This is a genomic window from Paenibacillus sp. ClWae2A, from assembly GCF_032452295.1.
Classification (GTDB): domain Bacteria; phylum Bacillota; class Bacilli; order Paenibacillales; family Paenibacillaceae; genus Paenibacillus.
The window spans coordinates 36,794-49,714 of record NZ_JAULSQ010000023.1 but is presented as its reverse complement, the minus strand read 5'-3'; the positions used below and the strand labels follow the sequence as shown (position 1 = coordinate 49,714).

General features: G+C 45.9%; 12 protein-coding genes and 1 other RNA gene. All 13 read right to left on the bottom strand.

From position 1 onward, the window contains the following. Positions 1-301: 301 nt before the first annotated feature. Positions 302-571 (bottom strand): pro-sigmaK processing inhibitor BofA family protein, encoded by a 270-nt coding sequence (locus QVE09_RS30845; protein ID WP_315939840.1) that lies wholly within the window; start codon positions 569-571, stop codon positions 302-304. A 34-nt stretch (positions 572-605) separates the two neighbouring features. Continuing rightward, positions 606-833, bottom strand: coding sequence for a DUF2508 family protein (locus tag QVE09_RS30840; protein WP_051447031.1), 228 nt, complete (start codon positions 831-833; stop codon positions 606-608). Between the two features lie 242 nt (positions 834-1,075). Beyond that, positions 1,076-1,675 carry a recombination mediator RecR gene (gene recR / locus QVE09_RS30835; RefSeq protein WP_062838113.1) on the bottom strand — a complete coding sequence of 200 codons (600 nt, stop codon included), beginning with the start codon at positions 1,673-1,675 and terminating at the stop codon, positions 1,076-1,078. Between the two features lie 35 nt (positions 1,676-1,710). Next, positions 1,711-2,022 (bottom strand): YbaB/EbfC family nucleoid-associated protein, encoded by a 312-nt coding sequence (locus QVE09_RS30830; protein WP_036607248.1) that lies wholly within the window; start codon positions 2,020-2,022, stop codon positions 1,711-1,713. 41 nt (positions 2,023-2,063) lie between these two features. Then, positions 2,064-3,809 (bottom strand): DNA polymerase III subunit gamma/tau, encoded by a 1,746-nt coding sequence (gene dnaX / locus QVE09_RS30825; protein WP_074092950.1) that lies wholly within the window; start codon positions 3,807-3,809, stop codon positions 2,064-2,066. A gap of 174 nt (positions 3,810-3,983) precedes the next feature. Next, positions 3,984-4,251, bottom strand: an RNA gene (gene ffs / locus QVE09_RS30820) — signal recognition particle sRNA large type. Positions 4,252-4,397: 146 nt separating this feature from the next. After that, complete coding sequence (gene rpmE, locus QVE09_RS30815; protein ID WP_036607255.1) at positions 4,398-4,595, bottom strand: 50S ribosomal protein L31; 198 nt, start codon at positions 4,593-4,595, stop codon at positions 4,398-4,400. A 102-nt stretch (positions 4,596-4,697) separates the two neighbouring features. Beyond that, complete coding sequence (locus QVE09_RS30810) at positions 4,698-5,972, bottom strand: radical SAM family protein (RefSeq protein WP_074092949.1); 1,275 nt, start codon at positions 5,970-5,972, stop codon at positions 4,698-4,700. Positions 5,973-6,069: 97 nt separating this feature from the next. Continuing rightward, entirely contained in the window at positions 6,070-7,395 is a 1,326-nt protein-coding gene (gene rho / locus QVE09_RS30805; protein ID WP_036607258.1) for a transcription termination factor Rho, read from the bottom strand. A gap of 465 nt (positions 7,396-7,860) precedes the next feature. Beyond that, positions 7,861-9,114, bottom strand: a complete 1,254-nt coding sequence (locus QVE09_RS30800) for a UDP-N-acetylglucosamine 1-carboxyvinyltransferase (protein WP_036607261.1) — start codon at positions 9,112-9,114, stop codon at positions 7,861-7,863. Between the two features lie 147 nt (positions 9,115-9,261). Then, a complete protein-coding gene (fba, locus tag QVE09_RS30795; protein WP_036607263.1) occupies positions 9,262-10,116 on the bottom strand; it encodes a class II fructose-1,6-bisphosphate aldolase in 855 nt (284 codons plus the stop codon). A 260-nt stretch (positions 10,117-10,376) separates the two neighbouring features. Beyond that, a complete protein-coding gene (locus tag QVE09_RS30790; RefSeq protein WP_017691292.1) occupies positions 10,377-10,763 on the bottom strand; it encodes a response regulator in 387 nt (128 codons plus the stop codon). A 230-nt stretch (positions 10,764-10,993) separates the two neighbouring features. Then, a complete protein-coding gene (locus QVE09_RS30785) occupies positions 10,994-12,598 on the bottom strand; it encodes a CTP synthase (RefSeq protein ID WP_315939839.1) in 1,605 nt (534 codons plus the stop codon). Positions 12,599-12,921: the final 323 nt, after the last annotated feature.

Sequence of the window (12,921 nt, the reverse complement as noted above, 5' to 3'; positions counted from 1 at the left end):
AATCTCATTTATGCTCCAGTTGATTCAAGCCAAGGCTTGTTTCAAACTTTCGCGTTCATTCTGCAAGCAGAATGTTTACTCACTCGTTGTTCAGTTTTCAAAGATCAAACTCGTTTTATTGTCACCATTTTCTCTCAGCGGCGACTTTTATAATATATCACACTTCATTTGTTTTGGTCAAGTGTTTTTTTGAAATTCTTTTTCGAAGTTCGTAATGAACTCCTTCATTTCATCTAAAACATCTAACCAAGCAAGCAAAGCAACGAGATATAATGTACCATATAAATATCCTGGGAGTCAACTATCCGAACAAAGAAATTTTCAATCCTAATAATAGTCCCACACCTGGCAACCCCAAAACAGTCACAGTCCCTATCGTTGCAGGGTTCAGTGGGATGTAGGTTCCTGTAATCCAGCCGGAATAATTCACGATATATATCCCCACTGCAGCCAGCACCAGATGAATTCCAAATGACGTGAAAAACGATAACCCTATCCGCTTTCTGAATAAAACAACGATAAGTCCCAGTAACGATACAACCAATACACTCCCCAGTATGATACTCTTCATATGTTACACCTCCGTGTTTAATGTAAACGTGACTCTACATACTAACCCCTCGCTGTGATGTAACATCATCATTAGCTCTGGCTCGCTTTGCTCTTCTCAAATGGATTTGGTACTTCCGCTCAGCTGCCTCCAATACATAAATGGCATAATCAATCTCATCCTGCCCCTGTGCATCTTCGAACTGTCTCATAGCCCGTTCCCATTCCTGCTTAGCCATCTGAATATCTGCATAGATCTGATCCGCCTCAAGTTCCTTCAACATTCTGTTGTGTTTCTCTACCGAGTTCCGTGTATTTCGCCACAAAAACATAAACTCTCCCCTCCTGATCAGCACAGCATATTCTCATACTTATCAGGGAAAGGACAAACTTAGAACTCAGGCATTCATTTTCTTCACAAAAAAAAAAAAAAAAAAGAGAGCCCTAAGGCTCTCTTTGCACATCGAAACTTATTTAGCATCCGAAGTCTCCAAGGAAGTGCACTGCGTAATACAAATTAAACACACTAACGCATCTCCCTGCGCCCTTCCAATGCTTTCGAAAGGGTCACTTCATCCGCATACTCAAGATCGCCACCTACAGGCAATCCATGCGCAATCCGGGTTACACTGATCTCAAACGGACGCACCAAGCGGGAGATGTACATCGCTGTAGCCTCACCCTCAATATTGGGGTTCGTCGCCAGGATGATCTCTTTTATACGTTCATCACTTAATCGGATCAGGAGTTCCTTCAAACGAATATCGTCTGGGCCAATTCCCTCCATAGGTGAAATCGCGCCCTGTAACACATGATAGTATCCATCAAATTCCTTGGTTCGCTCCATGGCCACCAGATCTTTCGAATCCTGAACTACACAGATTACAGAGACATCCCTGGACTTATCCTGACAGATGCGACACGGGTCCGTATCAGTGATATTACAACATACAGAACAGTAATGAAGATTACGCTTTACACTTACGAGTGCTTTGGCAAAATCGATAACGTCATCTTCCTTCATGTTAAGCACATGAAAAGCTAAACGTGCTGCCGTCTTGGGACCCACACCCGGCAACCGGGTGAAGGCATCAATCAGCTTGGCTATTGGTTCGGGATAATACAATCGATTGTGTCTCCTTTGACAGGATCAATTTTTAATTAAAATAATCCCGGAATATTCATGCCGCCTGTGAATTTGCCCATATCCTTGTTGGCAATCTCATCAGCTTTGGCCATTGCATCATTAACAGCTGTCATAACGAGATCCTGCAACATTTCAACATCTTCCGGATCTACCGCTTCAGGTTTGATCGTGATAGCAAGCAATTTCTTGTGTCCGTTAACTTCAGCCGTCACTACACCGCCACCAGATGTACCTTGGACTGTTTTGTCCGCCAGTTCCTCTTGTGCTTTCAGCATTTGCTCCTGCATTTTCTTCACTTGTTTCATCATTTGGTTCATGTTGTTCATAATTGTTCATCTCCTTTGTTATGGTTATCGCGCGATGCGCATTATTCTTTGATCACTACAAGGTCTTCACCAAAGAGCTGGATGGCTTCATCAATCCAAGGCTGTTTGTTGCCTGAACCGCCGTCTTCATGCTCAGGTTCAAGCTTAAAGTCCTCCTTTGGCGCTTCAGAAGCTCCCTCCATTGCTCCGGTCCAATCTTTGAGCATCATCGTCACCAATCGTGCAGGACGCCCAAGCTGTTCGGACAACACCCGCTCAATGACTTCACGGTTAGCCTGCTTCTCCGTTGTTTCACGGTGAATGTTGTTTTTGAAAGCAACCAACACATTGTCTTCAAGCAACGACACCGGCTCACCATCCACAAACCAGGCGTGGACGGTAACCCTCTCTTCCTTCACTCGTTGCAGGATCTGACTCCATTTTTTGCTGATCTCCGCGAACTCAGGGGCTCCCTTGCGCGCAACATACTGATCTAACTGTGCAGGAAGCTTCGCAGGCGAGTTGCCTCTCGATACAGGAGCTCTTGTTGCCGGACGCGATGGAGCGCTCGATGCACCTTCTCCACCAGACAACCCACTTTTTAGTGCACGATCCAACTTCTTCTCCAACTCAGCAAGCTGCTGCTTCAAGCGGTTGATCTCTCCCCCATCAGCAGGTGCTGCATGAGCTGAAGTTCCCACCTGAACAGAAGCCTCACCTTGAGCAGGAATACTACACAGTTTAAGCAATGCAACTTCGAATAATGTCTGTGGCTGTACTGCATATTTCATTTCACTCTGGTACCGATTAAGGGTGTCAATCATGTGGAACAGTTGTTCCTTGGTGAATGACTCCGCCATATCACGGAAAGACTCCGGATTAAGTACGCGGTCCGTCAGTTTATCTGCATCAGGCACCATCTTAATCATAAGCAAATCACGGAAATAATACAGTAAATTCTCCATGCACTTGTCTGCACTCTTTCCTTCATGCATGAAACCTTCAATCATCTGCAAAATATGACCAACATCACCTTTGAGCAGCGAAGCAGCCAGTTTGGCAAATTGCTCTGAAGCAATTCCACCCGTCATGTCCATGACCTGCTGGTACGTTACTCGTCCATCCGTAAATGAAGAGATCTGATCCAGCACACTAAGTGCATCCCTCATTCCACCGTCCGATAAACGGGCAATGTATTGGAGCGCATCCTGGTCAGCTTCCATGCCTTCCTGTTCACAGATCAGTGTAAGTCTTGCTGTCTGCTCTTCTAGGGATACCCGGCGAAAATCAAATCGCTGACAGCGCGATATAATGGTAGCCGGAAGGCGGTGCGGTTCCGTTGTTGCCAAAATAAACATCACATGTGGCGGTGGCTCTTCCAATGTTTTGAGTAAAGCATTGAATGCCTCCGTCGTCAGCATGTGCACTTCATCAATAATATAGACTTTCTGCCGGACTTCGGTTGGCGCATATTTAACCTTTTCCCGAAGATCACGGATTTCCTCAACGCCCCGGTTGGATGCAGCGTCAATCTCCTGCACGTCCATCACAGCGCCAGTCGTAATCCTGCGGCAAGCTTCACACTCGTTACAAGGTTCAGGCGCAGGCCCACGTTCGCAGTTCACAGCTTTGGCCAAAATCTTGGCGGCACTTGTCTTTCCCGTTCCTCTGGGCCCGCTAAATAAGTAGGCATGGGAAGTCCGCTGTTCACGAATCGCGTTCTGCAAGGTCTGAATAATATGCTGTTGCCCCACCATATCTTGAAACGACTGGGGACGCCAAGCCCGGTATAACGCGATATGCTCCATGATGCGTTACCTTCCTTCCACTTCGCATTCGAGTCCTTTGTCGTTCCCCCATTATACTATATTCCAGGGTGAATCCAAACTTTATCTGACTCATTCATGCATGGTTTTTTAAGACATATCAAAAAGACCCCTGCATACATACAACTGCAAAGGTCTCTACATTTAAATGGTAAGCCGTGCACCTGCTATCGATATTTGCGATCCAAGTGGCACCCCTGAACAATAGCTCGGGCTAGGCAACCCTCCGGCACAAGAGTGATCTCACTTATGGCTGCTTCCTTCCGGACCTGACCAGGTTCATGAGTACTCATTGCGGAGGACCCAACCGTCAACACCACGTTTAGGGACCAAACCTCACATCGGCAAAACCTCTAGCAGGAATTCAACCTCGCTATAGCGGATTGCGAGTTACAGGGCACCGCTACCTCCCCATCTAGCACGGTAAGAAATAGTATAACGTAAGGTTATCCAAATTGCAACCAGAGGAACTCGGAAGCAACCATGCTTACATATAACATATAAAAACCCCTGCCAGATCAGCAGGGGTGCGTTGGATGCAATTAGCAGACAACTCCAAGAATTGTCCTATTAGATTCCGTATTTCTTCTTGAAACGATCAACACGGCCGCCAGCATCGATAAACTTCTGTTTACCTGTGAAGAACGGGTGGCACGCGGAGCAAATCTCTACACGAAGTCCGTCTTTAACCGAACCTGTCTCAAAAGTATTCCCGCAAGCGCAAGATACTTGACCAATCGTGTAATTAGGATGAATTGCTTCTTTCATTACCTTTCACCTCTTTCCGCCCTGAGCCTCAAGCGGACCCAGAGTAAATGGCACAACTCTGAGATTATAACACGGCCTTGTGCCTGTTGCAATCCATTATTGTTAAGAGGTAATCAACCGTTTTGGACGTGCCATTCCAGCGGGTGGAACATGGGTATACGATCCGATCACAACATCAGGCAACTCGTCTTCAAAAATCTCAATCATCTGCTTCATGCCCAAGATATCACCTTGAGCTGGAGGAATTAATTCCAGATAGCTCTCCGGATCAATATTGAGATTACGCATCTGAATCAAGCGTAGATCAGTTCTTCTTGCAAACTCAATCATCGCCTCAATCTCTTCTTCACGATCTGTTACGCCCGGGAAGATCAAATAGTTAATGGAGGTGTATACACCCTGCTGCGCTGCGTATTTCATCGACTTTTCAACATTCGCTAAGGTATAACCACGCGGTTTATAGTAGGCGTTGTAATGGTCATCCAGTGCACTAATTGTACTTACACGCATCAGATCCAATCCAGCATCTACAATACCTCTAATGTGATCATTCAGACCGGCATTGGTATTAATATTGATATACCCCATGTCCGTTACGGAACGCACTTCGCGAATCGCTTCAATAATCAGCTTGGCCTGCGTGGAAGGCTCACCTTCACAACCTTGTCCAAAGCTAATAATGGACTCCGGCGTCTTCAGGTGTTCCAGCATAACCTCCACAATCTCATCCACACGTGGTCGGAAGTTCATACGTGTCTGCGGGGAAACAAAGCCGCTATCATCCGGTTGCTCGGAGATACACCCGAAACAACCTGCATTGCAAGAATAGGATACTGGCACTCCACCTTCCCAACGATTCAGGAACGTGTTCGATGAAGTTAGACATTCATATCCAAGCGCACAGTTGGATAGATGGGTGTAAAGACGGTTCTCGGGGTATTGCTCCGTCAATCGTTTAACCCCGGAACGCACATCGTCACGATCACAGTTGAGTGGATTCCATTTTTCAGGACTATCCGACTTCGAAGCGGTGACATAGAAACCGCCATCTTTCCAGACTACTGCGGAATAACCGAACAAAGGCAACTTATACTCCTTATCCGTCTTCACATATCCCGGGAGACACAAACGAGTGAATCCTTGCGGAAGCAAGGCACCTACAGCCTGTGTGTCCGTTGGCATTGGCAACATCTCACCGGTGTCCGGGTCCATACCAATGGGCCGGGTGCTTGGGAGTCCAACCAACGTTGCACCCTCTGGCAAAGGAATTAACTCATCTTCCATAATCTCAACGATCATATCTCCACTCCGGGCAAGCCCGTACAGGGAAGGATGATCAAATACATTACCTTTTTCATCTGCGTATACTAAATACATGATGTTCTCCTCACATCTAATGGGTTAAACCTAACGACGAGTGTATTATAACATTCACAGCAATGCTGCAAAAATAAAGTGATTAGTCGAACGACACTTACGTCGATGTACCTGACGTAGCTGTCTGTCTAGGGGAGCGACGGGTTGTTGTTGTACCCGAATTGCTTGTCGGGCTATTACCTGCCGAATCAAATGCCGCCAAAAACTCTGCATTTGTCTTGCTGTTACGAAGTTTTTTCAGGAATCCTTCGACAAAGTCATGGGAATCATTCATGTTTTTACGAATCGCCCAGATTGTATCCAACTCTTCCTTGCTGAGCAACACTTCTTCACGACGTGTACCGGAACGACGAATGTCGATTGCCGGGAATATACGACGCTCTGCCAGACGACGGTCCAGATGCAGCTCCATATTACCTGTACCCTTAAACTCTTCATAAATGACGTCATCCATACGTGATCCGGTATCAATTAATGCAGTTGCCAGAATAGTCAGGCTTCCGCCTTCCTCCACATTCCGGGCAGAACCGAAGAAACGTTTCGGACGATGGAATGCAGCTGGGTCAATACCACCACTAAGCGTACGACCGGATGGTGGAATAACCAGGTTATATGCACGGGCAAGACGCGTAATGCTATCCAGCAGGATAACAACATCCTTTTTGGCCTCAACGAGACGAAGCGCACGCTCAAGCACCAATTCCGCCACCTTAATATGATTCTCAGGCAGTTCATCAAATGTCGAAGCCACAACTTCCCCTTTTACCGAACGCGACATATCCGTTACTTCCTCTGGACGTTCATCAATCAACAGGACAAATAGTTCAATTTCAGGATTGTTAGTTGAGATGCTGTTGGCAATTTCTTTGAGGAGAAGCGTTTTACCCGCTTTGGGAGGTGCTACGATCAATCCGCGCTGTCCCAATCCTACCGGGGCGAGCACATCCATAATTCGTGTGGACAAATGGTTGGGGGATGTTTCGAGAACCAGTTTTTTCTGCGGATACAGTGGGGTTAGTGCCGGGAAGTGAAGTCGCTCTGCAGCCGCCGATGGATTCTCACCATTTACAGCGTTGACTTGCAACAAACCGAAGTATCTCTCGTTTTCCTTAGGCGTTCTACACTTACCTGATACGAGGTCACCTGTTCTTAGGTCAAACTTGCGAATCTGAGAAGCTGAGATGTAGATGTCTTCCGTACTTGGCAAGTAGTTGATTGGTCTTAAGAATCCGTAACCTTCAGGTAAAATCTCGAGTACGCCTTGCATGAACATCAGGCCGCTCTGTTCAGCCTGTGCGCGTAATATGGCAAAGATTAATTCTTTCTTTTTTAACGTACCATAGTAAGGTATCTGATATTTTTTGGCCAGTTTGTAAAGGTCCGTTAGTTTCATTTCTTCCAAATCGGAAATTTGTAGATCCATATAATAACCACCTATTCAATTAATAAGTCCGTGTGAAATGGATAGTTTCGCTAGATGTTCCGGCTATAGAGAGCGGCGTCTGCCACAATCTCTTCTGTCCATTGTACGGAATGTAACCGTTATAATGCAAATACTTGTCTTTGAGTGTAAGTTTCCGGGTGGGATGGCCAACATTCGGCAAGATCCGCTATTGAGTGAACGATGCAATGAGGCGATCAATCCGGATAGACCGGCTATGGAGCGCAGTTCAAACAAAACCGGGGGTTGGGGATAAGAAATGATGTTCTTACAGCCATATGAAGTTTATTTCAAAAAAAGACCCTCCGGTAAAGGAAACAGTAACATTTCGTCTTATGCCGGAGAGACTGAGAACTCTATTAAAACAGGTTTACCTAATCACCGAAAAGATATGCAGTTCAGTTAAAATAAACATGTGTATGACTGAATCATGCATCATGCTTCCTATTAATCAGTTTCCCGCCATACATCTGCACCGAGCAGGCGCAGATTAGTCACCAGATGATCATAACCGCGGTCGATATATTCGACCCCCGTTACTTCAGTCACACCTTCACTGACGGTGAGACCTGCAATCACCAGCGCTGCTCCAGCGCGAAGATCGGATGCTTTTACTTTGGCCGCGTTTAATGCACTGCCTTCAATAATCGCTGACCGTCCTTCTACTCGAATCTTTGCACCCATCCGCACTAACTCAGGCACATGCTTGAATCGATTACTGTATACAAAGTCGCTCAGGACACTCACACCGGTTGCCTGTGTTAAAACACTGGTCATTGGTGACTGTAGATCCGTTGGGAAACCAGGATATACAAGTGCCTTCACGTCAACGTGGTTATAGCTTGGTTTACCAATGACACGTATACTTTCATCCAATTCCTCAATGCCAACACCCATCTCCAGCAGCTTTGCCGTTAAAGCTTCCAGATGTTTGGGAATCACATTGTCAATCAGAACATCTCCGCGCGTCGCCGCTGCAGCGATCATATACGTACCTGCTTGGATACGGTCCGGAATGATGGAATGACGGCAGCCTTTAAGCTCCGAGACCCCTTCAATACGGATCGTTTCGGTACCTGCACCCTTGATGCTGGCACCCATGGAATTCAGAAGTGTTGCTACATCTATAATCTCAGGCTCTTTAGCCGCGTTTTCGATAATTGTAGAGCCTTTGGCACGAGTAGCCGCCAGCATGATATTAATGGTTGCGCCGACACTGCTTACATCAAGATAGATTTTTGCTCCGCGCAGCTCTTTGGCATGCAAATGAATGGAGCCATGTTCGTTTGTTACGGTTGCGCCAAGCGCTTCAAACCCTTTAATATGTTGATCAATTGGACGAGGCTCAAAATTACAGCCCCCTGGTAAACCTATGGTCGCTTCTTTGAAACGCCCTAGCAATGCACCCATCATATAATACGAAGCACGAAGCTTCTTCACGGGACCATTCGGCATAGGAATGGATTTGATGTCAGAAGGGTCAATCTTCATCTGACTGCCTTCCCAAGTCACATGTGCTCCGAGTTCCTCCAAAATTTCTGCATAAACCGCCACGTCACTCAAAAGCGGCAGGTTGTCCAACACGACTTCTGACTCGGCAAGCAATGCTGCAGGAATAAGCGCAATGGCGCTGTTCTTGGCGCCGCTTATAGTTACAGTTCCCTGTAACGGACGTCCGCCACTAATCATCAATTTTTCCATAAAGCTTAATGTCCCCCTACGTGTTTTGCAGCCGATGAACGGCAATACGTGCTGTTGGCTTCCGATGTAGAAATATGGTGTGAAAATGGAAAGACACCGGCTAGGCGGTGTTTTTCCATTTCACAGTATGGAACTGGTAAAGATAAATTACGCTTTGTTGTTAGAACCAAACTCGCGGATTTTACCTTTAACGGTTTCTTTAATTGCTTCACGGCCTGGTACGATGAATGTACGTGGATCGTAAGCGTCTGGTTTAGCTGCAAGCACTTCGCGAACCACTCTTGCAAAAGCAATTTGGTTCTCTGTGTTTACGTTAATTTTGGACGTACCCAGGGAAATGGCTTTGTCGATGTCGTGTTTAGGGATACCTGTACCACCGTGCAATACGAGTGGAACTTGTACCGCGTCACGAACTTCTTCCATTTCTTTGAAGCCCAGGTTAGGCTCGCCATGGTAAGGACCGTGTACGGAACCAAGAGCTGGTGCCAATGTATCGATACCTGTTTCTTTAACGATACGGATACACTCGTTCAGGTCAGCGTACATGATACCGCCAATAACGTCGTCTTCTTGTCCGCCTACAGTACCTACTTCAGCTTCTACAGAAACGCCTTTAGCGTGTGCATATTCAACAACTTTTTTAGTCATTTCGATGTTCTCATCGATAGAGTGGTGGGAACCGTCGATCATTACGGATGTGAATCCAGCGTCGATCGCTTCTTTACACTTGTCGAAGCTTGAACCGTGGTCCAGGTGAATTGCAACTGGAACAGTGATTTTCATGTCGTGAATGAGTCCTTCTACCATTTTAACTACAGTGTAGAAGCCACCAATGTGACGTGCTGCGCCTTCGGATACACCCAAGATTACTGGGGATTTCTCTTCTTCAGCAGCACCAAGAATCGCTTGAGTCCACTCAAGGTTATTGATGTTGTATTGACCAACTGCATATTTTCCTTCAAGTGCTTTGTTCAACATGTCTGTCATAGATACTAATGGCATGGTTTCAATCCTCCTAGGGGTTTGGGTTGTGTCTATGGTTTTTAGCCGAAATCACATACGGGCTTATTATACCACATCCCATGTCAAATACTAAACAAGCATTTGCAAAAATGCTGTGCTTTGCAGCACAGTTTTCATAGACACCGCTTTATAACTTCCCCATTTCCAATATTCCCCGGATGAAGGAGTGAAATACCTCATTTTCCCACCAAGTACCTTCTATGTTCTCCACACGCAAAAAAATCCTGTATCAACAGGATTCAGCTGCATTTATTGGCAGTACCGTTGCGAAGTTGCATATTCACAGCCACTCGCATCTCGTCGATATCAAACGGTTTCGTAAAGTGCATGAGCGCTCCGAGATCCGTGGCTTCCTTAATCATGTCCAGTTCACCATAAGCGGTCATCATGATCACCTTGATACCCGGATCAATTTCTTTAATATGCTTCAGGATTTCCAGACCATCCATCCCAGGAATCTTCATATCGAGCAATACCAGGTCAGGCTTGTCATTATTCACAATCTCCAGAGCAACCTTGCCGTTGGGTGCTTGAAACGTGTTATACCCCTCACTGCTGAACACTTCCATTAACAGGATTCGAATACCATTCTGGTCATCAACAATCAAAACTTTTTTATCTTCCACTCTGTAACCTCCTAGAATTAGGAAAGCATGTACATCTTCGAATCTGGATAACTATCCCATAGTCGTCATGATAAGTATTCTACCTCTTCCATTAAAATCCTGCTACCTTCACAAAATGACAAAAAGCATTTCCACCTGCTTTTTACGAAAAAAAAAAGGATGTTCCGGCATCCGCTATGGTTGCCAGGAACATCCCCAATATCTATTACGTTAAACAATACAACCATGTATTACTTCTGCGCATTCTCCAGAGAAGCTTTTACAAACTCACGGAACAATGGTTGCGGACGGTTCGGACGGGAAGTGAATTCCGGATGGAATTGTACCGCCAGGAACCATGGGTGTCCTGGAAGTTCCACGATCTCAACCAGACGTCCATCCGGGGATGTACCCGAGATGACCAGTCCTGCTTTTTCGATCGTTTCACGATATTCATTGTTGAACTCATACCGGTGACGGTGTCTCTCATACACCAGCTCGTCATCATAACAAGCCATCGCCAAAGAACCTTCCTGGAGCTTACAAGGATACAGACCCAGACGCATCGTGCCACCCAGATTCTCGATATCTTTTTGCTCAGGCAACAGATCGATCACAGGGAATTCCGTAGCCGGATTAATTTCGGAACTGTTCGCACCATTCAAACCAACGATGGAACGTGCATACTCAATAACGGAAACCTGCATACCCAGGCAAATACCGAAGAACGGAATTTGTTTCTCACGAGCATAACGGATTGCCGATACTTTACCTTCAATACCACGATCTCCGAATCCACCAGGAACAAGGATACCGCCAATACCATGTAACAGGTCGCCTACATTCTCATCCGTAATATCTTCAGAAGGAACCCAGCGAATTTTCACATCAGCATTGGATGCAAATCCTGCATGAGACAACGACTCAACAACACTCAGGTATGCATCATGCAACGCTACATATTTACCAACAATAGCGATCTCAACTGTATGCTCCAACTTGTTGATCCGGTCAACCAGCCCTTCCCACTCGCTCATATCCGGTGCAGGAGTAGTCAGTTTCAGGTGATTTACCACGATCTCATCCAAGCCTTCTTCACGTAGGTTCAAAGGTACTTGATACAACGTGTCTGCATCACGACATTCAACCACGGCATTCTCATCAATGTCGCAGAAGAGAGCAATCTTGGCTTTCATGTCGTTAGACAATTCATACTCGGTACGGCATACAATCACATTCGGTTGAATACCGATGCTGCGTAATTCCTTAACACTATGTTGCGTTGGTTTTGTTTTCACTTCACCAGCTGCTTTGATATAAGGAATAAGTGTTACGTGGATGTACATCACATTGTCGCGACCTACATCACTCTTGATCTGACGAATGGCTTCCAGGAAAGGCAAACTCTCGATGTCGCCCACTGTTCCACCAATTTCCGTAATAACCACATCCGAACCCGCTTCACGTCCAGCGCGGAATACACGCTCTTTGATCTCGTTCGTAATGTGTGGAATAACTTGTACCGTTCCGCCCAGATATTCCCCGCGTCGCTCTTTGCTGATGACGGAAGAGTATACTTTACCAGTCGTGACGTTGCTGTTTTTGGAGAGATTGATATCAATAAAACGTTCATAGTGGCCAAGATCCAGATCCGTTTCCGCGCCATCATCCGTTACAAAAACCTCGCCGTGCTGATAAGGACTCATTGTCCCCGGGTCGATGTTGATATATGGATCAAATTTCTGGATCGTTACTTTAAGCCCTCTGTTTTTCAGCAATCTGCCCAGCGAAGCAGCCGTAATCCCTTTGCCCAGGGAGGACACAACTCCGCCTGTCACGAAAATATACTTTGTCACTGTTATTACCCTCCTAATATAAGTACAGAAATTCAGGCGATATATGGTGTTATCGTAACCTGTTTCCCAGGTAATCATCGTTAAAAAGAGCAATGGAAGAAATTCCCTGCATCTGCGAACTGCTCTTTCTGCGAAGACGGTTTAAATACACGTTGTTCTACAGCAAAAAATGGTGCAAATATTCCGGTAGCCTTCATTCCATTTGGTGTTTTTGATATACAAAAACGGGCCACGAAATGTTGGCCGGGAGCATACGGAAAAGAAATCATTTTGCAAAATTATGCCTCTAAAAATACAAAAAAAAGTACTCCCGCAGGACGGGG

Excerpts from the sequence above, each read along its gene's own strand:
- QVE09_RS30845 (WP_315939840.1), bottom strand. The coding sequence starts at position 571 with ATGAAGAGTATCATACTGGGGAGTGTATTGGTTGTATCGTTACTGGGA.
- QVE09_RS30840 (WP_051447031.1), bottom strand. The coding sequence starts at position 833 with ATGTTGAAGGAACTTGAGGCGGATCAGATCTATGCAGATATTCAGATG.
- QVE09_RS30830 (WP_036607248.1), bottom strand. The coding sequence starts at position 2,022 with ATGAACAACATGAACCAAATGATGAAACAAGTGAAGAAAATGCAGGAG.
- dnaX (WP_074092950.1), bottom strand. The coding sequence starts at position 3,809 with ATGGAGCATATCGCGTTATACCGGGCTTGGCGTCCCCAGTCGTTTCAA.
- rpmE (WP_036607255.1), bottom strand. The coding sequence starts at position 4,595 with ATGAAAGAAGCAATTCATCCTAATTACACGATTGGTCAAGTATCTTGC.
- QVE09_RS30810 (WP_074092949.1), bottom strand. The coding sequence starts at position 5,972 with ATGTATTTAGTATACGCAGATGAAAAAGGTAATGTATTTGATCATCCT.
- rho (WP_036607258.1), bottom strand. The coding sequence starts at position 7,395 with ATGGATCTACAAATTTCCGATTTGGAAGAAATGAAACTAACGGACCTT.
- QVE09_RS30800 (WP_036607261.1), bottom strand. The coding sequence starts at position 9,114 with ATGGAAAAATTGATGATTAGTGGCGGACGTCCGTTACAGGGAACTGTA.
- fba (WP_036607263.1), bottom strand. The coding sequence starts at position 10,116 with ATGCCATTAGTATCTATGACAGACATGTTGAACAAAGCACTTGAAGGA.